General features: G+C 71.4%; 22 protein-coding genes and 1 pseudogene. 10 read left to right on the top strand and 13 right to left on the bottom strand.

Annotated elements, in window-relative coordinates:
• Positions 1–41: 41 nt before the first annotated feature.
• Positions 42–779 carry a TioE family transcriptional regulator gene (locus ACIBAD_RS03905; RefSeq protein ID WP_134068856.1) on the top strand — a complete coding sequence of 246 codons (738 nt, stop codon included), beginning with the start codon at positions 42–44 and terminating at the stop codon, positions 777–779.
• Between the two features lie 106 nt (positions 780–885).
• Here ACIBAD_RS03905 and ACIBAD_RS03900 read toward each other — a convergent pair whose 3' ends face one another.
• Together ACIBAD_RS03900 and ACIBAD_RS03895 are read right to left on the bottom strand one after the other, a co-directional pair.
• Entirely contained in the window at positions 886–1,677 is a 792-nt protein-coding gene (locus tag ACIBAD_RS03900; RefSeq protein WP_398904248.1) for a M15 family metallopeptidase, read from the bottom strand.
• Positions 1,678–1,781: 104 nt separating this feature from the next.
• Positions 1,782–2,396: a TetR/AcrR family transcriptional regulator gene (locus tag ACIBAD_RS03895; protein ID WP_398904246.1), complete on the bottom strand. Its 615-nt coding sequence runs from the start codon at positions 2,394–2,396 to the stop codon at positions 1,782–1,784.
• A gap of 281 nt (positions 2,397–2,677) precedes the next feature.
• Between ACIBAD_RS03895 and ACIBAD_RS03890 the strand changes: the two genes are divergently transcribed.
• Together ACIBAD_RS03890 and ACIBAD_RS03885 are read left to right on the top strand one after the other, a co-directional pair.
• Positions 2,678–3,085 (top strand): YciI family protein, encoded by a 408-nt coding sequence (locus tag ACIBAD_RS03890; RefSeq protein ID WP_208328932.1) that lies wholly within the window; start codon positions 2,678–2,680, stop codon positions 3,083–3,085.
• The gene (locus ACIBAD_RS03885) at positions 3,082–4,227 is read left to right on the top strand and encodes an RNA polymerase sigma factor (RefSeq protein ID WP_398904243.1); all 1,146 of its coding nucleotides are present in this window, start codon (positions 3,082–3,084) and stop codon (positions 4,225–4,227) included. Before ACIBAD_RS03890 ends, ACIBAD_RS03885 begins: the two co-directional genes overlap by 4 nt.
• 145 nt (positions 4,228–4,372) lie before the next feature.
• Here the strand turns inward: ACIBAD_RS03885 and ACIBAD_RS03880 are convergent, their stop codons facing one another.
• The 3 genes from ACIBAD_RS03880 to ACIBAD_RS03870 all read right to left on the bottom strand — a co-directional run bounded on the left by ACIBAD_RS03880 (position 4,373) and on the right by ACIBAD_RS03870 (position 9,590).
• Complete coding sequence (locus tag ACIBAD_RS03880; RefSeq protein WP_398904241.1) at positions 4,373–8,047, bottom strand: DNRLRE domain-containing protein; 3,675 nt, start codon at positions 8,045–8,047, stop codon at positions 4,373–4,375.
• A gap of 471 nt (positions 8,048–8,518) precedes the next feature.
• Complete coding sequence (locus ACIBAD_RS03875; RefSeq protein ID WP_134068851.1) at positions 8,519–9,019, bottom strand: VOC family protein; 501 nt, start codon at positions 9,017–9,019, stop codon at positions 8,519–8,521.
• A gap of 145 nt (positions 9,020–9,164) precedes the next feature.
• Positions 9,165–9,590, bottom strand: coding sequence for a subtilase-type protease inhibitor (locus ACIBAD_RS03870; protein WP_134068850.1), 426 nt, complete (start codon positions 9,588–9,590; stop codon positions 9,165–9,167).
• A 424-nt stretch (positions 9,591–10,014) separates the two neighbouring features.
• On the opposite strand from ACIBAD_RS03870, the gene ACIBAD_RS03865 reads away from it, so the two are divergent.
• Positions 10,015–10,809, top strand: coding sequence for a polysaccharide deacetylase family protein (locus ACIBAD_RS03865; protein WP_398904238.1), 795 nt, complete (start codon positions 10,015–10,017; stop codon positions 10,807–10,809).
• A gap of 29 nt (positions 10,810–10,838) precedes the next feature.
• Here the strand turns inward: ACIBAD_RS03865 and ACIBAD_RS03860 are convergent, their stop codons facing one another.
• Positions 10,839–11,468 (bottom strand): TetR/AcrR family transcriptional regulator, encoded by a 630-nt coding sequence (locus ACIBAD_RS03860; RefSeq protein WP_208328930.1) that lies wholly within the window; start codon positions 11,466–11,468, stop codon positions 10,839–10,841.
• A 144-nt stretch (positions 11,469–11,612) separates the two neighbouring features.
• Between ACIBAD_RS03860 and ACIBAD_RS03855 the strand changes: the two genes are divergently transcribed.
• From ACIBAD_RS03855 to ACIBAD_RS03840, 4 genes are all read left to right on the top strand, one after another.
• Complete coding sequence (locus ACIBAD_RS03855) at positions 11,613–12,647, top strand: aldo/keto reductase (protein WP_398904764.1); 1,035 nt, start codon at positions 11,613–11,615, stop codon at positions 12,645–12,647.
• 178 nt (positions 12,648–12,825) lie between these two features.
• Positions 12,826–13,842: a WYL domain-containing protein gene (locus tag ACIBAD_RS03850; protein WP_134068848.1), complete on the top strand. Its 1,017-nt coding sequence runs from the start codon at positions 12,826–12,828 to the stop codon at positions 13,840–13,842.
• Positions 13,843–14,002: 160 nt separating this feature from the next.
• Positions 14,003–14,743, top strand: a complete 741-nt coding sequence (locus ACIBAD_RS03845) for a class I SAM-dependent methyltransferase (protein ID WP_398904235.1) — start codon at positions 14,003–14,005, stop codon at positions 14,741–14,743.
• Between the two features lie 110 nt (positions 14,744–14,853).
• Positions 14,854–15,300 (top strand): hypothetical protein, encoded by a 447-nt coding sequence (locus tag ACIBAD_RS03840; protein WP_398904233.1) that lies wholly within the window; start codon positions 14,854–14,856, stop codon positions 15,298–15,300.
• 93 nt (positions 15,301–15,393) lie between these two features.
• Here the strand turns inward: ACIBAD_RS03840 and ACIBAD_RS03835 are convergent.
• The 4 genes and pseudogenes from ACIBAD_RS03835 to ACIBAD_RS03820 all read right to left on the bottom strand — a co-directional run.
• Positions 15,394–15,538 (bottom strand): annotated as a pseudogene (locus ACIBAD_RS03835) (N-acetyltransferase); the annotation flags it as partial.
• A 12-nt stretch (positions 15,539–15,550) separates the two neighbouring features.
• Positions 15,551–16,279: a hypothetical protein gene (locus tag ACIBAD_RS03830; protein WP_398904231.1), complete on the bottom strand. Its 729-nt coding sequence runs from the start codon at positions 16,277–16,279 to the stop codon at positions 15,551–15,553.
• Between the two features lie 480 nt (positions 16,280–16,759).
• The gene (locus ACIBAD_RS03825; protein WP_398904229.1) at positions 16,760–18,004 is read right to left on the bottom strand and encodes a glycosyltransferase; all 1,245 of its coding nucleotides are present in this window, start codon (positions 18,002–18,004) and stop codon (positions 16,760–16,762) included.
• The gene (locus tag ACIBAD_RS03820) at positions 17,967–18,803 is read right to left on the bottom strand and encodes a MerR family transcriptional regulator (RefSeq protein ID WP_398904762.1); all 837 of its coding nucleotides are present in this window, start codon (positions 18,801–18,803) and stop codon (positions 17,967–17,969) included. Before ACIBAD_RS03820 ends, ACIBAD_RS03825 begins: the two co-directional genes overlap by 38 nt.
• 122 nt (positions 18,804–18,925) lie before the next feature.
• Between ACIBAD_RS03820 and ACIBAD_RS03815 the strand changes: the two genes are divergently transcribed.
• Together ACIBAD_RS03815 and ACIBAD_RS03810 are read left to right on the top strand one after the other, a co-directional pair.
• Entirely contained in the window at positions 18,926–19,276 is a 351-nt protein-coding gene (locus tag ACIBAD_RS03815; RefSeq protein ID WP_398904227.1) for a PadR family transcriptional regulator, read from the top strand.
• Positions 19,273–20,139 carry a hypothetical protein gene (locus ACIBAD_RS03810; protein WP_134068842.1) on the top strand — a complete coding sequence of 289 codons (867 nt, stop codon included), beginning with the start codon at positions 19,273–19,275 and terminating at the stop codon, positions 20,137–20,139. The genes ACIBAD_RS03815 and ACIBAD_RS03810 overlap by 4 nt, the downstream gene beginning before the upstream one ends.
• Before the next feature lie 223 nt (positions 20,140–20,362).
• Here ACIBAD_RS03810 and ACIBAD_RS03805 read toward each other — a convergent pair whose 3' ends face one another.
• The 3 genes from ACIBAD_RS03805 to ACIBAD_RS03795 all read right to left on the bottom strand — a co-directional run bounded on the left by ACIBAD_RS03805 (position 20,363) and on the right by ACIBAD_RS03795 (position 23,417).
• Positions 20,363–20,617 carry a hypothetical protein gene (locus ACIBAD_RS03805; RefSeq protein WP_134068841.1) on the bottom strand — a complete coding sequence of 85 codons (255 nt, stop codon included), beginning with the start codon at positions 20,615–20,617 and terminating at the stop codon, positions 20,363–20,365.
• A 16-nt stretch (positions 20,618–20,633) separates the two neighbouring features.
• Positions 20,634–21,938: a ferredoxin reductase family protein gene (locus ACIBAD_RS03800; RefSeq protein WP_134068840.1), complete on the bottom strand. Its 1,305-nt coding sequence runs from the start codon at positions 21,936–21,938 to the stop codon at positions 20,634–20,636.
• Positions 21,939–22,196: 258 nt separating this feature from the next.
• On the bottom strand, positions 22,197–23,417 hold the full coding sequence (locus ACIBAD_RS03795; protein ID WP_398904225.1) for a hypothetical protein: 1,221 nt from the start codon (positions 23,415–23,417) through the stop codon (positions 22,197–22,199).
• Positions 23,418–23,511: the final 94 nt, after the last annotated feature.

Raw genomic sequence — 23,511 nt, 5'->3', positions numbered from 1 at the left:
TGAACCTTCGGTTGAAACTTTTCCGCGATATCATCAGCAACATGGGGCGAAACCTTCAAACCGCTGAACGGCTCAGGCCGGTCGACTTGGCGCGCGAGCACGGCCTGTCCACGCAGGCGGTCAGGAATTACGAGGAGGCCGGCGTCCTCCCGGCCGCCGGCCGCACACCCCACGGCTACCGCACCTACACCTCGTTGCACGCGGCGGCCCTGCGCGCGTTTCTCGCCCTCGTGCCCGGCCACGGCCACCGGACGGCGGCCTCGATCATGCGCGCCGCGAACCAGGGCGCGGTCGACGAGGCGTTCCACCTCATCGACGAGAGCCACGCCCAGCTCCTCGACGACCGGCGCACCCTCCAGGCCGTGGAGAGCGCCCTGCGCGACCTGGAGCCGACCGCGGCGCCCGAGCCCGGCGAGATGTTCATCGGACTGCTGGCGGAAGCGCTCGGAATCCGGCCCGCGACGCTGCGCAAATGGGAGCGCGCCGGGCTGGTGCGCCCACGCCGGGACCCTCTGACCGGCTACCGCGTGTACGGCGAGGCCGACGTACGGGACGCCCGGCTCGCCCACCAACTCAGGCGCGGCGGCTACCTGCTGGAGCAGATCGCCCCGCTGATCGCCCAGGTGCGCACGGCCGGGGGCCTGGAACCGCTGGAGGCCGCACTGCGCGAGTGGGGCGCCCGCCTGTCCGCCCGGGGGCGGGCGATGCTGACCGGGGCGGCAGGGCTGGACGCGTACCTCCGCGCACGCGCGAGGGCCGAGCCGCTCCCCGCCGACTGACGGATCCGGTCCGGGCGGCATCTCTCCCCCTGCCCTCGCCTCCGCGGCGGGGTCCGCCCCGGTACGCCGCCGAACCGATGGGTGCGCCGCAGGTCCGGTCCGGACGTCAGTGTCCGGCTACCGACCGGTACGCCACGGGGAAATCGAAGTACGTGTCGGGGTACCTCTCCGGCTTGTACGTGAAGTGCCACCACTCCTCGGGCAGGTTGACGAAGTCTTCGGCGGCCAGGGTGCCCTTCAGGAACTGCCGGTTCGCCCGCTGTGCGCCCTGGATCCGAGGGTCGTCGGTGTGCGCCAGGGTGTCGAAGCAGTCGAACCCCGTGCCCATGTCCACCGAGTCGTCGGGGCGCCTTTCGCCCTGCGGCGCATAGCAGGGGCCGGCGGGCCGCACCGATCCGCCCGTGGTTGCCGGTGGATTCACCTTGACGATCGTCAGATCCACGGTGCTGCCCCGGCTGTGGCCCGACTTCTCCGCGATGTAGCCGTCCGCGAACAGCCGGTCCTTGGCGACGCGCGGGTAGAACTCCTCCTTCATCCGGTCGTCTTCGAGGTCCTTTGCCCATCGAGCGAAGTGGTCGACGGCCCGCTGGGGCCGGTAGCAGTCGTACACCTTCAGCGAGTAGCCCTGCGGCAGCAGCTGCTCCTGAGCCCGGTGAAGGGCCTCGGCGGCCGGCTTGGTGAGGATGCAGAGGGGTTGCCGGTAGCCGTCGATGCGCCGACCGATGAAGTTGATCTTCGTGGCATAGCGCATGTCCTGGATGATCGAGGGATCAACGGAGTGCAAAGCGACGAAGTCCTTCGGCGCCTTCGGCGCCGGCGCGGCGTGGGCGAGAGGGGCGAGGGAGCCTGCGATCAGCACTGCGCCGACGGTGACGAGGAGGGGAGTGCGCTTCTTCATGGCTTCCGTTCCGATTCGAGAACCGTACGTGGTGGGACGAGCGACGGAGTCGGGGAACTGATCGACACGGCCGACTCCGATTTCGTTCCGCCGGCCGTGCGGGATCAGTGCAATATCGCTTCGCCCTCAGCGGAGCCGGAGCCGGAGCCGGAGCCGAGGACGTTGTCGAGGTAGCCCGCGAGTGCGGTACGCAGGGCTTCAGGGGTCATCTTCTGCTCGTCGATCAGGTGTGCCACGAGATCGGCGCGGATGGCGGCCAGCAGTGCGTGGGCGGTGAAGTCCGCGTCGCGGACGCCGGGCACCTCGTCCAGCGCCGCGCGCAGCGTCCCGTGCCACCAGCCGTAGTGCTCGGCCTGGTAGGGGCTGCTGACTCCGGCGTCCTCCGCGGCCGCCATCAGGTTCCGGTTCTCGACCTTGAACCGCAGCGAGGCGTCGAGGAGCTTGAGCACCCGCTCCCGCGGCGAGGATCCGGCCGCCTCCTGTGCCCCCTGCACGGCTTCGTGCAGGGGTTCGAGGCGGGAGGCGATGACGGCGCCGATCAGGCCGGCGCGGTCGCCGAAGCGGCGGAAGAGGGTGCCCTTGCCCACCCCCGCGGCGGCCGCGATGTCGTCCATCGACACGCTGTGGGGGCTGCTGCTCGCGGCGAACAGGGCGTCGGCGGCAGCCAGGACGGCTTTTCGGTTGCGCTGGGCGTCCGCGCGCTCCGGGCGCTGGGCCACAGGTCCTCCTCGGTCTCGGGCCTGTCCGGGCCCCGGGAATCATATGCGGCTGCCGCGTGCCGGAGCGTGGCCGGTGCCGCCGGACGGCGATCCAGACCGTCGGTCCGTTCGGTACGCCCGCGACGATCCGGGGGCGCCACGGACGAGCGGGAGCCGGCCGGAGCGCGGAGTTTTCGAAGTCCGCCGAGAAATTTCGCGACGGCATGTCGAGAACGCGCGCGCGGCTCCGTCCCAGGAGCGAACACGGCCACAATGGGCCCTACCGCACCAAGGAGAACACGATGGCCAAGTACCTGCTGCTCAAGCACTACCGCGGCGCCCCGGCTCCGGTCAACGACGTGCCCATGGACCAGTGGACGCCCCAGGAGATCTCGGCGCACATCCAGTACATGCGCGACTTCGCCGCCCGGCTTGAGGGGACCGGCGAGTTCGTCGACGGTCAGGCACTCTCCCCGGAAGGCACGTTCGTCCGGTACGACGGCGAGGGGCGCCCGCCGGTGACCGACGGGCCGTTCGCGGAGACCAAGGACCTCATCGCCGGCTGGATGGTGATCGACGTCGAGACATACGAGCGCGCGCTGGAGCTGGCCGGCGAGCTGTCCGCGGCTCCGGGCGCGGGCGGGAAGCCGATCCACGAGTGGCTTGAGGTGCGCCCGTTCTACGCCGAGCAGCCCACGGCCACCGAGTGAACGAGTCGCTGCTCCGGGAGCTGGTGCCCGCGGTGATCGGTGTGCTCGTCCGCCGCGGAGCCGAGTTCGCGGCGGCCGAGGACGCCGTGCAGGACGCTCTGGTCGAGGCCGTGCGGAGGTGGCCGGACGAGCCGCCGGGGGACCCCAAGGGCTGGCTGGTGACGGTGGCCTGGCGCAAGTTCCTCGACGCCGTCCGCGCCGATACCTCCCGGCGGCGGCGAGAGGAGCTGGTCGAGGCCGAGCCCGTACCCGGCGCGGGCGAGGCGGGGGACGACACGCTCCAGCTGTACTTTCTGTGCGCGCACCCGTCCCTGACACCGGCGTCGGCCGTCGCGCTCACGCTGCGAGCGGTCGGCGGTCTGACCACGCGGCAGATCGCGCAGGCCTACCTCGTGCCGGAGGCGACCATGGCCCAGCGGATCAGCAGGGCCAAGCGGACCGTCTCCGGTGTCCGGTTCGACCGGACCGGCGACGTGGCCACGGTGCTGCGCGTGCTCTACCTGGTCTTCAACGAGGGCTACTCCGGTGACGTCGACCTCGCCGCCGAGGCGATCCGGCTCACCCGCCAACTGGCCGCCAAGACCACTCACGAGGAGGTCGTGGGCCTGTTGGCGCTCATGCTGCTCCACCACGCCCGGCGCCCGGCACGGACCGCCCCCGACGGCCGGCTCGTGGCGCTCTCCGAGCAGGACCGCAGCCTGTGGGACACCGGGCTGATCGCCGAGGGCGTCGCGATGCTCCAGACCGCCCTCGCCCGTGACCGCCTGGGCGAATTCCAGGCCCAGGCGGCCATCGCCGCGCTCCACGCCGACGCCCGGACCGCCGAGGAGACCGACTGGGTGCAGATCGTCGAGTGGTACGACGAACTGGTGCGCTTCACCGGCAACCCGGTGGCCCGCCTCAACCGGGCCGTCGCGGTGGGCGAGGCCGACGGGCCGCGGGCCGGTCTGGCCGCCCTGGCGGAGCTCGACCCCTCCCTGCCACGGCACGCCGCCGTCGCGGCATACCTGCACGAGCGTGACGGCGATCCGGTGACCGCAGCCCGGCTCTACGCCCGGGCCGCCCGATCAGCGCCCAACATCCCCGAACGCGACCACCTCACGCGCCAGGCCGCCCGCCTCAACGCGCAGCTGCGCGGTTGAGCGCCGACCGCTTGCGCGCCGAGTACCCGTGGACCCGTGGACATGGCCCGAGCCGGCACTGCTCGCGCCTGGCGGACAGCCGAACGGCCCGGACCGTGTGGTCCGGGCCGTTCGGTGTTACCCGCGGGAGCGGGCTATCGCTTCGTCAGCGCCACGTGTTGGTGGCCCAGAGGGCCGTCTGCCACGTCCCGTCGCCGTCCTTGCGGTACACGACGAGATTGCCGTCGTCCTGGAGCTGAAGGTAGGCGCCCGCGTTGCCGTAGGTCTGCGAGGCCCACAGGGCGCCGCCCTTGCCCTCGCCGCCGTCCTTGCTGTACAGGACGAAGTTGCCGTCGGCCTGCATGCGGGCGTGCGCACCCGGGCTCCAGAAGTCGGTGAGCCACTGCTCCTTGCCCGTGGCGAGGTCGCGCAGGGACAAGTGGCCGTTCCGGTCCATGAGCAGGGCGTTGCGCTTTCCTTGGATCCAGGCGCCGGGAGTCAGCTCCTGGCCGCTCTGGAGGCGGGGGCTCCGCATCCAGGTGTCGGTGGCCCAGAGGCCGTTCTGCCAGCCGCTGCTGGTGCCGCTCTTGTAGATGACGAGGTTGCCGTCAGCCTGGAGCTGCAGGCGGGCACCGGGGTTGCCGTAGGTCTGTGAGGCCCACAGGGCGCCGCCCTTGCCCTCGCCCCCGTCCTGCTTGTAGACGACGAGGTTGCCGTCGGCCTGCATGACCGCGTACGCGCCGGGGTTCCCGTACGTCTCGGAGGCCCACAGGGCGCCTCCCTTGCCGTCTCCGCCGGTGCGGTGGTAGAGGACCAGGTTGCCGTCACTCTGCATGACCAGCTTGACCGAAGGGGTGGTGTAGGTCTGGCCCGAGGCCAGCCTGGTGCCGGGCTGGAAGGCGATGCTGCCGTCGACCACGACGCCCGCGTCGAACGCCACCTGGCCCGGCTGCACGTTCTTGCCGAGCCACGCGATCATCGTGTTGTCCGCCTTGCGGGCCCACAGGTCTGCCGTCCCGTCGCCGTTGGCGTCACCGGCGGACCCGATGGAGGGGTAGTCGCTCTGCTTCACCCCGTAGCCGATGTACACACGGCCGGCCTTGTTGCCCCAGGTCGTCGGGTCGACGTTGCCGTCGGTGCCCTTGGCCCCGTACGCGCGGAACATGTCACCGGTGGCGTTGTCGCGCAGCCACAGGTCGGGGATCGCGTCGCCGTTGGTGTCGCCCGGGGTGATGACGGTGTACTTGTCCCAGTCGCCCTCGCCGACCAGCACCGGCTCGCGGGCGTCCAGCATGTTGCCGGAACTGTAGTAGACCCACAGTTGCTTGCCCTGCTTGACCAGGATGTCGGGGTCGTTGTCTCCGTTGAGGTCCCCGGGAGCGAGGACCTGCTCGGCGTTGTACCAGTGGTCGTCGCCGTTCCAGTCGTCGCCGAAGTCACAGCCGAGGTCGGGGTTCTTGACCGGGCACGAGACGGTGAGCTCCGTCCTGGAGTGCTCGTCGATGATGCCGCCGCCCTTGTTCGCGTAGGCCCACAGAAGCTTCCTGTTCGCCACGCTGTCGTACCCGAACGTGACGAGGTCGTTGTAGCCGTCCCACGTCCAGTCCCCGCCGCTCAGGGCCTGCTGACCCTGGAACGTCGCGGTCGCGCCGCCGTTGACCCCGGCCACGAAGGAGCCGTTGCCCACTCCGGCGTACATCGACAGGATGCCGTTGGAGTCCGTCGACCAGATGTCCTTGAAGCCGTCACCGTTGAGGTCACCCGGAGCGTCACGAAGGGCGCCGCCGCGGTTGGCGTAGTACTTGTAGACGGTCGTGTCCGAGCGGTTGCCCGCCGCGTCCACGCTCTGCACGTTCAAGACGTGCGGGCCGTAGCTCATCGGTGTGATCTTGACGGCCTTGCCGGGCGGGGTGGACTGCTGCTCCGCGTCGGTGTCCGACCAGTAGATGTACTCCGCCACATCGGCCACGCCGTTGGCGTCGAAGGTGAAGGTGCCCGGCGTACGGGCCTTGCCGGTGTTCGCCGGCCAGCCGCTCTCACCACTGGGGAACTCGGCGGAGGTGATGCCGGGCTTCTTGCTGGGCCGGTCCCGGTCCACGGTGAAGGTGCAGCCCGCGGTCCATGGCGAGGAGGCGCCTTCCTGGTCCTTGGCCCGTACCTTCCACGTGTAGCTGCCGCTGGGCAGAGAGGCGTCGGGCACGACCCATGTGGCGAAGCGTCCTTGCAGTGCCGGCACCGCCTGGCTCGCGGTCGGGGTGCTCTGGCCGGCCTTGAAGAGCTCGAACTCCGCGCTCAGGTTGCCGGCGTCCGGGTCCTCGACCGTCGCGTACAGCGAGATGCCCGTATTGCCGATGCTGCCGCCCGAGCAGGCGGTGCGCGGGCTGGTGCCCAGGGACGAGGGCGTCTTGGGAGGGTTGTTGTACTCGGTCTCCAGCGTCAGCGTCTTGGGGTCGAAACGCTTCCAGCCGTAGGTGTCCGACTCGTTGGCGGCGTACAGGCCGACGGTCACGCCGGACCAGCCACCCGCTGCGGCCTTTCGGGCCAGGTCGGTGGCGTCGAACTCCAGGTTTCCGGCCGCACAGTCAGAGCTCCAGCCCTTGGACTGGTTCACCGATGCGACCTTGGAGATCCGCTCGGGCTGGTTGCTCCAGCTCGTCTTGGACGAGATCGCACCGACGTGCCACAACTCCACAGGGCGTGCCTGACACGACCAGGACCAGGTGTTGCGGACCCGCAGCGTCGACTTGCTGACCAGTGCACCCTTGATGTTGGACGTGTCGAGCTGGAAGAAGGAGCGGGAGAGCCCGTTGGTCTCGGCCTCGTAGCCGACCCGGACGTCGTCCTTGGTGTTCCAGTACGAGGTGTTCGGGTACTTCTTGTAGACCCGCGTCCAGTTCTGCCGCTCGCCCCACGCCCAGGACGGGTCGATGAACACGGGGTACTTCGTCTGCGCGCCCGTCAGCAGCGCCTGGTCCGGCTTGATCTCCAGGCTGCCGTTGGCCACCGTCGTCGGCATCTGCGCGTCCTTGGCGCCCGCAGGAGGGATGAACGCGTCGGAAGGCGCGGACGCAACTCCCGCACCGGCTGCGGCCGACATCGACATCGACGCGGACATCGAGGTCTTCGAGACCCCGGCCACCGGCTGCGCGCCCGCCGGGGCGGCCGTGGTGGAGTCCCACATCAGGGGAGACGGACTGGTGAAGACCGTCTGCCCCGCGGGATTGACCGCGCTGATCGCACCGGTCCCGGCGTCGGCGGAGACGTTGAGCCCCACCGTGTCGACCTTGAACTTCAGCGACGCGAGCTCCGGGTTGGCGGCTGCGGCTGCCGTCTTCACCACCAGCAGCTGGCTGAAGCCCTCGACCTCGGCCTTCACCTGGAGGTCGACATCCGGCAGCACGTTCGCGTACGTCGCCACGTTCGCCGCCAGGGTCGGCTTCGGCAGCGCCTTCGGCCAGGACAGCGACAGAGTCCGCCCGTCCTTCGCACCCGTCAGCAGGGGTCCGCTCCCACCCCCGGAGAACGCCACGGACACCGTGGCGGCCTTGGAGACCACCCGTCCGTCAGCGGCGAACACCAGCGTCGGATCCGTCGCCACCCACACACCGCCGCGCAGCACCCGCACGGGAGTGCCGTAGCGCTTGACCGACCACTTGCCGGCCGGCGTCGCCCACGTGTCCGACGACTCGGTCCTCGCGGACACCAGCTCGTACGGCTGGCCCGTCTCCTTGGCCTTGGCGAGCGCGAAGTCCTCGGCGCTCATCGACCCGTCGGCGACCGGATCGGCCGCTGCGGCCGCCGTCCCTGCGGACGCGAGCGTCCCCAGTCCGGCTGCCGCCATTCCGCTGATCAAAACAAGCGAAATAAAACGTGAAACCCCCCGCCCGTCCGGATTACCGGAACGGGCCTTTCTTATTCTCACGCAAACTCCAACGCTTCGACTATTGGCGTCACCCTAGTGGCTGTGCGGCGCATACGCATCCTCATCGGATGGGCAATTGTGCCGCTCTCGGGCCGGGTGTCCAATTAGTCTTCAAGATCCACGTTGCTCCGCGTTGCCCCACTCCGGGTGGGCGAACGAGCTGGTCGAACGTGGGAGGCGTCGAATTCGGCGGGTAGTTTCAGCGTTTCAGCGCCGGCCCGTGCGGGTCGGAAATCCAAACAAACTCAATCTCCTTTTCGACCTGTGGAGGCCTCGAATTCGGCCCGCCCGCCGGTGTGCAGGGAAGGCCCGGGCCGGACGGCGCCGATGTCCGGCCCGGGAAGCATTTCTTCTGCAGGGGCGAACCGAGCCGGGCGGACTTCCGCGGCCTCAGGTGGCGGATCCTGCCGCCGAACCCGTCGGGAGGTCCGCGCCCCAGCGCGCGATCGCGGCCGGCAGGTCGAGCGCACCCGGGCGCATGTCGGCGTCTTCGGCGGGCCAGTCCTCGCGGGGGACGCGCCACATGACCTCGAACTCGTTGCCGTCCGGGTCCTTGGCGTAGAAGGACTTGGAGACGAGGTGGTCGCTCGCGCCGACGAGTGCACCCCGCTGCCTGAGCTTGCGGCCCAGCTCGGCCAGCTCGCCGAGCGTGCCGACCTCCCAGGCCAGGTGGTAGAGGCCGACCCGGCCCTGCTCGGGACCGGGCGCGTCGGCGCCGACGGCGAACAGTCCGAGGTCGTGGTCGTTGAGGCTGCCGGGCGCGCTCAGGAAGGCGGCGCGGCCGGCGGTCAGGTGGTCGACCTGGAATCCGAAGACGTCGGTGTAGAACTCCACGGAGCGCTCGACGTCACGGATCCAGAGCACGGCGTGGTTCAGGCGGCGGACGGACATGCTGCAGCGCTCCCGGTGGCTCGAATGGTCTGGCTCGATACGGTGACCCCAGCATAACGTTCAAATTCGAACTACTGGCCCCGGTTGGCGGCGGAAGCGCGTGGGGGAGGGGCCGGCCCGTGGCGGTCGGGCCGGAGCCGGTGGATCAGAACGCGAAGACGGCGTTGCCGTTCAGGGTCGCGGACATGGTGCAGCTGTTGGCGAAGGTGTGCTTCCAGGCGACCCGGCTGCCCTGCCAGATGCCGTCGGCCGTCACGGTCACGGGCGCGTAGTGCATCGGGCACGCGCGGTTCGTGTCGGGCGCGGCCAGCAGCTGGTCGAAGGTTCCGCCCGTGGAGTTCAGGGTCGTACAGGCGGCCTTGGGGTCGGGGTGCGTGCCCTGCGCGGACGGCATGCAGCTGAGGGTCGCGGCGCGCAGGACCGTGCCGCCGTTCGCGCCGTCCCCCTGGGATACGGCGAAGACCATGGCGGACGGGGCGTACAGGCTGGTCGGCTTGGCCTCCGCCATCCCGGTGGCGCCGGCCAGGCAGAGGACAGCGGCGGAGGAGACGGCAAGGGAGCGATAACGCACGACAGGACTCACATTCGATTCGAAGGTCAAGCGCGACATCTACTTGTGTTGTCGCGCTTCGATGTGGCTGAGTCTGTCCGAGACGAAGGCAGACCGCATATCGATGGCCGTTTTACGGACACCGCGTTCGAATATCGGATAACGAATGGTCGTTCGGGCAGCTCGCAGGGGGTGTGCTCACTCCGTACCCGCTCGGAAACAGGGGGTGACGCCCCGTTCCCCGCTCGAATCCGGCTCGCTGACCTGCCCTTGCGCGTTCCGCGTTCACCTGAAGGTCATCCGGCTTGTCCGGATCGGTGCGGTTCCCCGGCCTCCGTCGGCGGTCCCGTTCGGCCGTTCGGCTGAGGGAGGGGCCCGTACGAGTGACCTACCCTGGATCGGAATCGTGAGTTCCGGGGGTCGAGCGCAAAGGAAGAGCGCGTCCATGGGTATCACCAGCAATCCCGCACGCCGTCGCCGGCGCCGGGCGGGATCCGCCGTGGCGGCGGCCGTCCTCGTCCTTCTCACGGCCGCCGGTACGCCGGCCCTCGCCGCCGCCGCGGACGGCTCGGGGGGCCGGTCCTCGGGCATATCCGGATCCGCCCGGGGCGCCCAGGGCGCCACCCCGCTCCCGATGGGCATCTCGCGCCTCGCCCAGGGCTCGGGCCGCAACGTGGCCATCACCGTCGACGACGGTCCGGACCCCCGCTGGACTCCGCAGGTCCTCAAGGTCCTGCGGCAGAACCACGTCAAGGCCACCTTCTGCATGATCGGAGCCAAGGCGCAGAAGTACCCGGCTCTCGTGCGTGCGGTCGCGGCCGACGGGCACCAGCTGTGTGACCACTCCGTCGACCACGACGTGACGATGGACCACAAGCCCGTCGCCTACCAGCGGCAGCAGATCCTGGACGGCAAGGCCATGATCGAGCGGGCCGTCCCGGGCGTCGCCGTCACCTACTACCGCGCGCCGGGGGGTGCCTTCACCCCCGACAGCCGTGCGATAGCCGTCGCGAGCGGGATGCGGCCGCTGGGCTGGAGCGTGGACCCCAAGGACTGGAGCCGGCCGGGTCTGCCGGCGATCGTCGCCGCGGTGGAGGGGAAGCTGCCCCGGCAGCCGACCGTCCTGTTCCACGACGGAGGCGGTGACCGCAGCGAGACGGTCGCGGCGCTCAAGGAGTACTTGCCCTGGCTCACCGCGCAGGGCTACAGCTTCACGTTCCCGGTCCGCACCGCCCCGTAAGGGCGGGGGCCGGCCGACGTCGCCGGCCGCTACGCCTCCCGTTCCCGTACGTACGCTCCCGCACGTGCGGCCACCGCCGCGGCCGTGGCGGCGCGATCGGCGGCGGCCGCGTCGAGCGGGAGGGCGGTGGTCAGGAGCCGGTAGTAGAGCGGGGCGGACGCCGCGCGGATCACCTCGTGCGGATCGGTGCCCTCGGGCACCTCCCCGCGGGCGGCGGCCGCTTCGACGCACGGCACCCACTCCTCGACGCGGGTGGTGTAGAAGCCGTGCAGCGCCTCTGCCGCCTTCGGGTCGCAGGTGGCGGCCGCGATCACCGCCTTGAACAGGGCCCCCTGCCGCGGATCGGACAGTGTCCGCTGCACCAGGGAGGCGTTGGCCCTGAGGTCGCCGAGCAGGGAGCCCGTCTCCGTGCGGGGCTCCGACTGCCGTGCCATGTCCAGCAGCAGGTCGGTCACGAGGCCGGTGACCGTGCCCCAGCGCCGGTAGACGGTCGTCTTCCCGACCTCCGCCCGGCGCGCGATGTCCGCGAGGTCCAGGTGGGCGAAGCCCTGCTCGGCCAAGGTGTCCGCGGCGGCCTGCAGCACCGCCGCGCGCACCCTCGCCGTGCGCCCACCGGGCCGGGTGGTCCCTGGATCCGCCTCGGTCTCCACGAACTCCATAACGGGACTCCAGTTCCATTAGTCGTCGAGCCTTGCTAGGCTGAGGCCATATTAACGGAACTACGGACCCATTAGTGTGATGTGTGGGAGGGGCTCGCCATGACGGACGCGAAGGACGCGAAGGACGTCGAGGGCATGAACGACATGGAGTACCGGCGACTGGGCGCGTCCGGACTTCAGGTTCCGGCGCTCAGCTTCGGCGCCGGCACCTTCGGCGGACGGGGACCGCTCTTCGGCGCCTGGGGCAGTACGGGCGTGGAGGAGGCGCGGCGCCTCGTGGACATCTGCATCGACGCCGGGATCACCATGTTCGACACCGCCGACGTCTACTCGGACGGCGCGTCGGAGGAGGTGCTGGGGGCTGCGCTCAAGGGACGCCGGGACCGGGTGCTCATCTCCACCAAGGCCGGCCTGCCCATGGGTGACGGGCCCGGCGACGCGGGCACCTCGCGGTCCCGTCTGATCACCTCCGTCGACGACGCCCTGCGCCGCCTCGACACCGACCACATCGACCTCTTCCAGCTGCACGCGTTCGACGCCGGCACGCCGGTGGAGGAGGTGCTGTCCACGCTGGACGACCTGGTCCGGGCCGGGAAGATCCGGCACCTGGGCATCTCCAACTTCTCCGGCTGGCAGGCGATGAAATCCCTCGCCACCGCCGACCGCCGCGGCCGCGAGCGCTACGTCGCCCACCAGGTGTACTACTCGCTCATCGGCCGCGACTACGAATGGGAACTGATGCCGCTCGGGCTCGACCAGGGCATGGGCGCGATCGTCTGGAGCCCCCTCGGCTGGGGGCGGCTCACCGGCAAGATCCGTCGCGGCGCACCGCTGCCCGCCGGCAGCAGGCTGCACGACACCGCCGAGTTCGCGCCGCCGGTGGAGGACGAATACCTCTACCGCGTCGTCGACGCCCTGGACGAGATCGCGCGGGAAACCGGGAAGGCGATCCCGCAGATCGCCCTCCGGTGGCTGTTGCAGCGGCCGACCGTCTCCTCCGTCATCATCGGCGCCCGCAACGAGGAACAACTGCGCCAGAACCTCGGGGCGGTCGGCTGGACGCTCACCCCCGAGCAGATGGCGCGGCTCGACGCGGCGAGCAGCCGCCCGGCGCCGTACCCGTACTTCCCGTACCGGCGCCAAGAGGGCTTCGCCCGGCTCAACCCCCCGGTGGTCTAGGCCGATTCCGGCGCTGGTCATGGCGGCGGCGACAGGGGTTTCAGCGCACGACCTCGATGCCGAACGGCCGTGCGCGCGGCCACCGCCACATCTCCTGGTCTGACGCGTAAGGGGCAGCCCCCAATCCAGGAGGGTTTCAGGACAGGAAGTGTCCTTTGACGAGCGCATAGTGGAACGCATGACGAGTGACACGCCCGCCCGGATGCTGCGCCTGCTGTCCCTGCTGCAGACCCGGCGGGCGTGGTCCGGCCTCCACCTGGCCGACCGGCTCGGGGTGACCGTGCGCACCGTGCGCCGCGACATCGACCGGCTGCGCGAGCTCGGCTACCCCGTCGACAGCGCCCGCGGCCACGGCGGCGGATACCGCCTCGCCTCCGGTACGGACCTGCCGCCGCTCCTCCTGGACGACGACGAGGCCGTCGCCATCGCCGTCGCCCTGCGCACCGCCGCGGGCGGACTGACCGGGATCGAGGAGACGGCCCTGCGGGCTCTGGCCAAGCTCGAACAGGTCCTGCCCCGGCGACTGCGCGGGCAGGTCACCGCACTCCAGGGGTCCGTCGCCGGCATCACCTGGGAGGACCGCGGGCCGCGCGCCGACCCGGCGCTCCTCGCCACGCTCGCCGTCGCATGCCGCGACCGCGAGGTCCTCACCTTCGACTACACCACCCGCCACGGCGCGACCGCCTCCCGGCGTGCGGAGCCCTGTCACCTCGTCGCCTCGGGCAGCCTCTGGTACCTGCTCGCCCATGACCTCGCCAAGGACGACTGGCGCGTCTTCCGCCTCGACCGCATATCCGATCCCACCCCGACCGGCCGCCGCGTCCCTCCCCGCCCCGTGCCCGGGGAGGACCCCGCTGCCTTCGTCGCCGACCGGCTCGCGGCAGCCCCCACCCGGTACCGGGCCGTCGCCACCGTCCGGGCGTCCGCCGAGCAGGTACGCGCCCACACCCGGGGCCTGGCCACCCGTATTCGCCCCGCTACCGCAGACACCTGCCTCGTCGACGCCTCCGACGACTCCCTGACGCGCATCGCGCAGACCCTCGCGGCCCTGGACGCCGACTACACCCTCGACGCAGCCCCGGAGGTCGTCCGCCACCTCCGCGTGACGGCCGACCGCGCCCTGCGGTCCCAACCTGTCAGCTGCGCTGTTCCAGACGACACCGCGTGCGTCCCGTGCACGCCGGCTGACAGTTGACCCGTACGGGCGACCGGGACGGCATCCGGATCTTCGTGCGTTCTGCCAGTACGGAGGCCTGCCCGGGTGTGGAGAGACTGCCGATCAGAGGCAGCGGCGGGTTCCGAGAGCAGGGGCCGCCCGCGGCCGAGGACATGACCACACACGGGGAGGACACGCGATGGGCGTGCAGCAGTACGACGAGATCGGCGAGGCGTACGAGGGCTTCAAGGCACTGCCGCTGGAGCAGTACGCGGTGGTGCCGGCCTTCCTGGCCCTGGTCGGCGACGTGACCGGCAAGTCGGTCCTCGACCTGGCCTCCGGAACCGGCTTCTACAGCAGGGAGTTCAAGCGGCGCGGCGCCACGGAGGTGCTCGGCATCGACATCTCGGGTGAGATGGTCTCCGTGGCGCAGGCACTGGAGGAGCGCGAGCCGCTGGGCGTGCGCTACGAGGTGGGCGACGTGTCCGAACTCCGGTCCCTCGAGCAGCGGTTCGACATCGGGCTGGCGGTCCAGCTGCTCAACTACGCGTCGGACATCGCCACGACGGAGCTCATGTGCCGGGGCGTGCACCGGAACCTGAAGCCGGGCGGCGAGCTCTTCCTGCTCAACCAGTCACCCGACTTCGGATTCGACGGGCCGACCCCGGAGAAGTACGGCTTCCTCAGCGAGCTGACCGGCGAGGAGGGCGAGACGGGACCGCAGGTCCGAACCACCGCGCTCCTCGATCCGCCGGTCTCTTTCCTCGCGAACCGTCCGCGCCGCGCAGTCTACGAAGACTGCCTGCGCGCAGCCGGGTTCACCGACCTGACCTGGGTCCCGATCCCGGTTTCGGAGGCCGGCATGCGCACGTTCGGCGCGGAGTTCTGGGCGGACTTCCACACCAACCCCCCACTGGAAATGCTCCGCTGCCGCGCCTGACCCCACCAAGGGCACCCGTCCGGGCGGGGCCGGGTCGCCGCGATTCCGGCATTGCCTTACCCGGCACGGAGGTTGCTGACAAGATCGGCACCACCGAACAAGGGGGGCCCATGTATTTCCGCGTCCGCATACTCACCGTGGCGACCACCGCCGTCGCCGCTGCCGTGCTGCTCGCCGGCTGCAGCTCGACCCCGGCGGAGGAACTGAAGGACTGGTGGTCCTCCGGTGGCGACGCCAGGATCAAGGGGCTGGCCGACACCTCGGCCCGGGTCAACGACGTGAGCATGCGCCCGACGGACACGTGGGGCCCCGCCTGTCAGGAGCTGCTGACCGAAGTGGGGAAGGCCAAGAAGCTCGACGCCCTCCCGAGCAAGAACGCCCAGGGCTTCTGGAAGGAAGCCCTGACCGCCTTCGAACACGGAGGCAACGAGTGCGTCGCCGGGGCGGGCGGGAAGGACGAGCCCCGGGCCTCGGAGGGCATCCGCGAGGTACAGAAGGGCATCAGCCGACTGCAAGCCGCCGTCTCACTGATCAGGAGCGACCTGGCGGCCAAGTGACCGCACCGGCGAGATCACCGGCCGCCGCGGTAAGGCCGCTGGCCAGACGGGACTTGGACGACACCCCCCAGGGGCTGTCCGCGAAGTCCTGCCTGGCCCGCGGCGTTCGATCAGGAGGACGTCGCGCCACCTCCCGTGCCGGCGGCCGATGCGCTCGCGGGCGCCGATGACGCGGACCCGGCCCGCCGGTGCAGGCGAGGCCGGCGGTGTCCACCGGGACGATGCGGGACTGCACCGTCCGGTCGGCCCGTCAGCGCCCCAGCGCGCTGCGGACCGTCAGCCCGTGGTGGCGGCGCAGCCTGTGCATCTCCCACCAGGACAGGGCCGTGACGGTGACGGGCGCGCCGAGGATGAAGACCGCCCGGGCACCCGCCGGGACCTGGGGGTAGGCACCCGTGACCACGTCCAGGAGCGCCATCTCCCACACCAGGACGCCGGCGAGGATCGGTGGCACCACCTCGTGGATGTCAGCGGTACGGAAGACGTGTACGAGGGACAGGCCGATGCCGTAGAGGGCGAAACCGATCGACCACAGGCACAGCACCCCAATGATGATCTTTCCCGGCAGCCCGACGGCGTCCCGGAACCCCGCCGACTCCGGTGCCATCGCGAGAGCCGACGTGCCCATGGAGGCCATGATGGCCAGCACCGCGCCGAGTGAACGCAGGGCACGACGCAGGTAGACGCGCCGCAACCCGCCCCGCGCGGCCGCGATGAACGCGCCCACCACCACGGGGAACGTGCAGACCAGCACCAGGACGCTCGACCAGCTCTGGTCGAGGCGGTCGTCCGCCACGGCCTTGACGTCGTCGGCGCTGACGACCGCCTTGTAGGCGACCATCAGGCCCACCCAGGCCGCCAGCCCCAGCGCGGTCCGCCACAGCTGGAGTTTGCGGACCTCCGGATCGTGCACGATCCCGGGACGCGAAGGGCGGAAGGCCGACTGCGCGGCGTAGAACGGGTTGTAGAGGCCGCGCAAGATCTTCCGGCCCCGCGAGGGCCCGACGCGTGGCGGCGGAAGCTGCGGATGGCCCCACCCGTACGGGTACCCGTGCGCCGGGACCTGCTGGGGATACGGATACCCGGGCTGCTGCGGGTGCGGATACCCCGGCGGCGGAGCATACGGGGCTCCCTGCGGCGGGATCGGAGAGCCCTGGCCCGCCCAGCCGGCCGGCGGCGGACTGCCCGCTCCGCCCGCCGGACCGCTGCCGGCGTACCCGCCCTCGCCGTAACCGCTCACGCCACGCACCCCCGCCGCCCTGCCCTGTCGAACCCACGCATCGTAGTCGTCCCGGGGTGAGCCCCTCGGCGAACGTCCGGCTGCTCGACTTCATCCGGCTCACCCAACGCAACAGGCCGGCGGATCGGCGAGGTCCACGACCGGATCGAGAACCAGGCCGCGGCACCGGTGCGGCGGACCGACTCGACCGGGTCTGACCCGTGCCGGCCCGGACCCCGGTCAGCGACCGGGGCGGGGGCGCACCCGGGCTGAGCCTTCCGCCAGCCGTCGTACTGCCGTCACGACGCTGCCCGCCGCGTCCTCCGTCGACATGTGCTGCGCGGCCGCTGCGGCCGCCTTCGTGTACGACCGCTCCCGCACCGCGGTCGTGAGCGCGTGGGCGAGGCCTTCGACGGTCAGGGTGCGGAAGGGGATCGGGGAGGGGGCCGCGCCGATCGCGGCGAGCCGAGCGGCCCAGAAGGGCTGGTCCGCGGCGACCGGTACCGTGACGGACGGGACCCCGGCGCGGACCGCCGCCGCCGAGGTACCGGCTCCGGCGTGGTGGACGACGGCGGCCAGCCGCGGGAACAACAGGGAGTGCGGTACGTCGCCGATGGCCAGGACGTCGTCCCCGTCGGCGAAGAGCCCGGCGCTGCCCGACTGCAGTATCCCCCGCAGCCCGGCCCGGCGCAGGGCGCGTACGGCGATCTCGCTCAGGCGTTCCCCTTCCCCGGCGGCCATGCTGCCGAAGCCGACGAGGACCGGGCGCGGTCCCGCAGCCAGGAAGTCCTCCAGGTCCGCGGGAAGCCGGCGGTCCGGGTCGACGTACGGCCACCAGGAGCCGGTCACCGTCAGGTGGGCCGGCCAGTCGGAGGGGCGCGGTACCAGCGCGGTGCTGAAGCCGTGCAGGACGGGCCGGCCGGCCTCGTCCTGGCGCCGGCGCATCCGCGCGGCGGTCAGCGCCGGCAGCTCCAGGCGTTCGCGCAGCCGTGCCACCGCAGGCTCGAAGACCCGGTCGGCCATGCGCAGGGCGAACCGCCCGGCGGCGCGGTTGCCGAATCGGCCGAACGAGCGGGCTCCCATCACGGTCGGCGCGAAGTCGCCGGTGGGGGTGGTGGGTTGCAGGTACACGCCCATGCCCGGTATCCCGGTGGCTTCCGTGACGTGCCAGCCCAGCGGGGCGGTGGTGGTGGACAGCAGGAGCAGATCCGTGCCCTCGGCCACGGCGCCGGCGAACCCCTCGCCGAGATCCGTGATGAACGCGGCGGCTGCCCGCAGCAGTTCGCGTCTGCCTTGTACGTCACCATGGGCCCGTGGGTCCGCTGGCAGGGGCCGGAACTCCAGCCCGGCCTCCTCCGCCAGGGGCGCGAACGACTCGGTGGCGGCGAGTGCGACCTCGTGTCCGGCGCTGCACAGGGCGGCCCCCAGCCCGGTGTAGGGCGCGACGTCACCGCGCGATCCGGCCGTGGCGATCAGGATTCTCATCGGTGTTCCCCCTGCGTGGTTCGTGGATGTGGATGCGGCGGGACGCGTTGGGGTGTACCGCCTGGACCAGGTACGCGGCCAGGCCCGGGCGCTGCTGTGACGGCGGCACGACGAGGGCGAAGGCGCGCGGGTCGGCGGCGAAGTCGTCGGCGATCCGCCGGTGCATCTCAGGCGGGCACGGCGTGAACCAGCGGGTGACGTGCAGCCGGTGCTCCTCGGCGATGTCCATGGCCCGGTCGCAGTCGGCGGGTTCGCCGTCGTCATGGCAGGCGAGCAGCTCCGCCCGCCAGGCGGCGGCCTCGGCCATCAGCCGGCGCCAGTCCTCCTTGGTGTGGGCGCCGGCCCGGGCCATCGCCTCCCGGTGCCCCTTCGAATCCCGCCACTTCAGCTGGGCTTCGGTGGCGTAGCTCAGGTCGAAGGCGATCTCCCCGAAGACCTCGAAGCGCTCCTCCGGCGTCAGGGACACGCCGGTCTGCTGCACCTCGACCGCCCGCTCGGCCACCTCGGCCAGCCGCTGCAGCCGGGCGATCTCCTCCGCCAGCTGCCGCTGCCGGTTCCGCAGGTGGTGCAGCGCGCCGGCTTGCGGGTCCGCGAGGAGCTCGGCGATCTCGTCCAGGGGAAAACCCAGTTCGCGGTAGAAGAGGATCTGCTGGAGCCGCGCGAGGTCGGAGTCGTCGTAGCGGCGGTACCCGGCCCGGCTGCGGTCGCCGGGCGAGAGCAACCCGACCTTGTCGTAGTGGTGCAGCGTGCGTACGGTCACCCCGGCGAAGGCCGAGACCTGACCCACGGTGTAGCCCATGGACCTGCCCTTTCGTTCGTCCACAGCCTCAAGCCTGACGTAGGGGGAGGGTCAACTCGGCAGCCGGCCACGCCCTTTGCATAGGTCGTCCATCGACATATGTCGGACGGCGAGCTATCGTGATGCTTGTGAACGATCAAGCTCTGCGAGAGCCGACGCTGCTCATCCTCACCGCGATCGCCGATGCCCCACGCCACGGCTACGCGATCGCCCAGGAGGTCGAGAAGATCTCGGAAGGACGCATGAAGATGCGTACCGGAACGCTGTACGGGGCCCTTGAGCGGCTCCTCGAACAGGAACTCATCGCCGTCCACGAGGACGAGGTGGTCGACGGGCGCAGACGGCGCAGCTACACCCTGGCTCCGCGCGGCCGCGAGGTCCTGGCCGCCGAGGCGGCTCGTATCGCGCGCACGGCCCGGGAAGCGACCCGGCGCCTGGAACTCGGCGGATCCGGTGCGGTGGTGACCGCGTGAGCGCGCTGCTGAGGCTCTACCCGGCCGCGTACCGCCGGGAGTTCGGTGACGAGATCGCCGACGCCTACCGTGAGGCCACGGACGGGGCGGGCAGGGCGGCCCGGACGCGCGAGGCCCTCGATGTCGCCGGCCACGCGCTGCGCATGCGGCTCGGCCTGGGCTCGGCGGGACGCGCAGGGCGCTTCCTCGCGGCTCTGGCCCCGTTCGCCGTCGTCGCCGTCGGTGCGAACGCGATGTCCTGGGCGACGCTGACGGTCTCCTCTTTCCCCCTCGCCTACCGGATCGACGGTACCGGCCCTGTGGCCCTCTCGGGGGCGGCTTGCCTCGTGACGCTCGTCGGTGCCGTGCTGGCCCTGACCGGCCGCTGGGCTGTCGGCACTTGGGCGTCGTCGGCGGGCACCGCAGCCGTCTTTGCGTCGCAGGCGCTCCGGCTGGGTCTGGGCCTCGAATTCGCCGTCTTGCTCACCGGGCCGCTCCTCCTTCTCGCGCTCGTGGCGCTGCTCTGTCCGCCCGACCTGCGCCCGGCCCTGCGCGTGCGGACCGCGGCCGGGGTGATCGCGGTGTCGTCGGGGGCGTTGCTGCTGACCGCGGCGCCGACGGTGTGGCCGCTGCCGTACCCGCTGACGTGGCTGCAGACCGCCGTACCGGTGGCCGGCGGGCTGCTGCTGGCCGGGCGCCGGGCGTTCGCACGCCTCCGTACGGCCCCCGCCGTCTTCCTCGCGGGCCTGCCCTTGATCGCGCCGGCCACTTCAACCGGTGCGGTGCACGCGCTGTACCTGCCCATCGCCGTGGGCCTGTTGCTGGCCGCATCCGCAGCAGTGGCCATCCACCGCCGACGAGCCGGCTCGACGACGCCGGCCTGACACCGGGCGGCCGACCCACACGACACCTCGTCGACGGCAGGAGCCCCGGCGGCGCGGCCGGCAGGCGGTGACCGGCGGCCCGACAACGTACTGCCGTGGGGGTGCACCCGGAAAGCCGGCTGTCCGGGCAGCACCGGCACGGAGGACCGCACGGCTGAGCGCCCCCGCTCGGAGCCCCCGCTCAGTTGCCCCCGCTCAGTTGCCCCCGCTCAGGTGCCTCCGCTCAGCGCCCGAGCTGCGCGTGCGGGGTGGTGCCCGGGGCCGCGTCCGGGGGCGGTGCGGCCGGGTCGACGGTCACCGTGATGAGCGTCGCCGCTGCGACGCTGGCCAGGGCGAGCCCGGCGGCCAGCCGGCGGGACGGCGAGGACTTCCGGTGCCGGGCGCCCGCCCGGCGGGCCCGCGGCTGCGGCTGAGGCCCGCAGGGCGGCGCGGGCGGCGGGAGACGCGAGGGCTCCTGGGGTGCGGAGTACTGGTTCATCGGAGAATCGGCGTCCTCAGTAGGTGAAGCACTCGGAGTGGATGCGAGCGGCCGGGACGCCCGCCCTGATCAGCGAGGCGGTCGTCGCGTCGGCCATGCCGGGCGGCCCGCAGAGGTAGACGTCACGGTCGGACAGGTCGGGTACGAGCTCGCGCAGGGCCTGCGGCGCGAGCGGGTCGTACGCGGCGTCGGACCGGCCCACCAGGTAGTGCAGCGAGGCCTGGCGGGACGCTGCGATGGACTCCAGCTCATCGCGCAGGACCAGCTGGCCGGCGTCGCCCGCGCGGTAGAGCAGGGTGAGGTCGCCGGGGCTCGCGGGCAGGGACTCGAAGAGGGCGCGCATCGGAGTGATGCCGATGCCGCCGGCGATCAGCAGGACCTTGGGGCGGGTGCGGCGCCGCTCGGTGAGTGCGCCGAACGGGCCGGTGGCCAGGACCCTGGTGCCGGGCCGCAGCCCGCGGACGCGCCGGGAGTGGCCGCCGAGCGCCTTCACGGTGATGCGGAGGCGGTCGTCGCGGGCGGGCGCGGAGAGCGAGAACGGCAGGGCGGTGTGCCACAGGCCGCCCCGCAGGAACCGCCAGCGGAAGAACTGGCCGGGTTCGGCGCGCAGTTCGCGGAGCCTGGCCCCCTGGATCGTGACGGAGACCACGCCGGGGCCTTCGTGTTCGACGGCGGCGACGCGCAGTCCGTGCCGCAGGGCCTGGCGGACCGGGACGATCCCGCGGTACCAGGCGAGCAGTACGCCGACGACGGTGTGCAGCAGGGCCCAGAACCAGGCGGTGAAGGCGGTGCAGCAGACGTCGGGTCCGGCCAGCTGGTGGACGAATCCCAGCGCGGCGGCGAGGTAGGTCAGCAGGTGGATGCCGCGCCACGCCTCGTGCGAGACCCGGCGGCGCACGGCGCGGGCGGAGAACAGGCCCGCACCCGCCAGCAGGGCGGCGCCCGCGAACGCGGCGATGAGGGCCGGGTAGCGGAACATGGCCCCGGTCGCGGTCAGCAGGTCCGACCCGGTGCGCAGGGCGTACACGACGAGGGCGAACAGGCCGTGGGCGCCGCACAGCACCAGTACCCAGCGGCCGCCGAAGGCGTGCCAGCGCGCGAGGCGGTCGGCGCCGACGCCGTGCTCGACGGCCGGTACGCGGGCCATCAGGAACAGCATGACGAGGATGCCGTAGCCGGCGAGGAGGCCGGTGAGGTGCGCGGCGGCCCCGATGAGCTCGTCGGGCCGGGCGGAGGGGTGCACCTGGGCGGCCCACAACAGGGTGACGACGACCGCGCCGGCGGCCAGGCCGGCGCGCAGCCGCTCGGACGCGGTCTTCATCTGTGCCGCCCCGGGCCGGGAGCGCACGGCGGAGTGGGCGGGAAGGGCATGCCAAGGTCCGTTTCGCTCAGTTTGCGTGGGCGTAGCACCGGCAACTATGCGCAAACCGGATCGGGCCGAGCAATGATGATGCGCACAGGATGAGGTCCGTCACGTGCAAAACCGTGCCTGGAGTGTCCGTATATCTGCGATATGTGTGCCCGGTCGGGAGATGCTCGCCACTCCCTGCGGGCGCGGGCTTGGGGAAGTCTTTGCGATTCACACCAGCACCCCAGCGAAGAACATCGATGCCAGAAGGGCGTACTGGACCGAGCAGAGCAGCAGCAGCGGGACCTGGATCCATCGGGACATGTGCCCGACCAGTACGAGACCTACGAACATCTGTGCGTGATTGCGGTACCAGGACATTTCCGCGCCGGCGAAGAACGGCAGCAGGAAGATCGTCACCGTCAGGATCAGAGCGGCCCACTCCTCGACGGCGAGTCGGCGGTTCCGGACGAGCCGAACTGCGGCGGTCGCCCCGACGAGCAGGATGAAGACGGCATTCAGCCAGAGCTGGGTCCTGTGCGCGGCGAGGCTGTGCTCCACCAGCCACGGAAGGTGCCCCTGGGGCGCGTACCAGTCCTTGAACGGGAAATCGTAGGCGTTCCTCATCTCGGTGAAGGGCTGACGCAGGCCGCCCTGCTCGTAGCTGGACGCCTGGATGACCTCGTACGCGTCCCAGCGGCCGGTCGCCTGCCACATCAGCCACTTGGCCCAGAGCACGCCGCAGGCGGCGAGCGCCGCAGACGACCCGGCCTTCGCGAACCGCACCGGCCGGGCGTCTGCCCGCCACGCGAAGAACGCACTGAGCAGCAGCATGCCGACGGCGGCCGCGCCGACGAGATGGCAGGCGGTCGCGAGGAAGCCACCGGCGGCGGCAAGGCCCCAGGAACCGCGTTTCACCCCGGCGACACACACGAGCAATGCCAGCGTGCCGGTGGCGATCGGGAACATCGCGTGGAAGTAGACACCGCCCGGGAACACGGTGCCGATGGCGAGGGTGAGCCCGGTGGCCCAGGTCGGCCGGGCGCCGAGCAGCCACCACAGCATCGCGAACATGCCGAACAGGGACGCTTCGGCGATGACGACGGCTGATGTCTCGTACGAGAGCCCTGTGGCGGAAAGCGCGCGCACTCCCATGGGGTAACCGGGGAACCAGGCGACATTTCCGCACACGACATCGGGAAAGTCCGGATACCGCTCCCGGCACCGGAACATCTCGTAGCCGGTCTTGGCGATGGACAGGTAGTGCTCGGAATCCCAGCGCCGACGGCTCTGCGGGGACCAGTACTCCACTTCGGATCCGTCGCCGGCGACGGACGCCGCCGCGACCGCCCAGGTGATCAGGTTCGTGACCAGCCACGCGACGAGCGGCGGCAGCAGTCCACGCCGCCAGTCTCGGCGGGACGGCCCGGCGGCTTCCCTCGTGGAGATCATCTCGATCAGTCTGGCGAACCCTTGGCGAGCCGGACGCCGGAACCCCGCCCGGCGCGCACCGCATCCCCCGTGTGGCCCGCCCCGCCCGGCGGCC

It is taken from the genome of Streptomyces sp. NPDC051109, assembly GCF_044455885.1.
Lineage (GTDB): Bacteria > Actinomycetota > Actinomycetes > Streptomycetales > Streptomycetaceae > Streptomyces.
The sequence above is the reverse complement of the archived record's forward strand: the minus strand, read 5'-3'. Positions and strand labels throughout refer to the sequence as shown.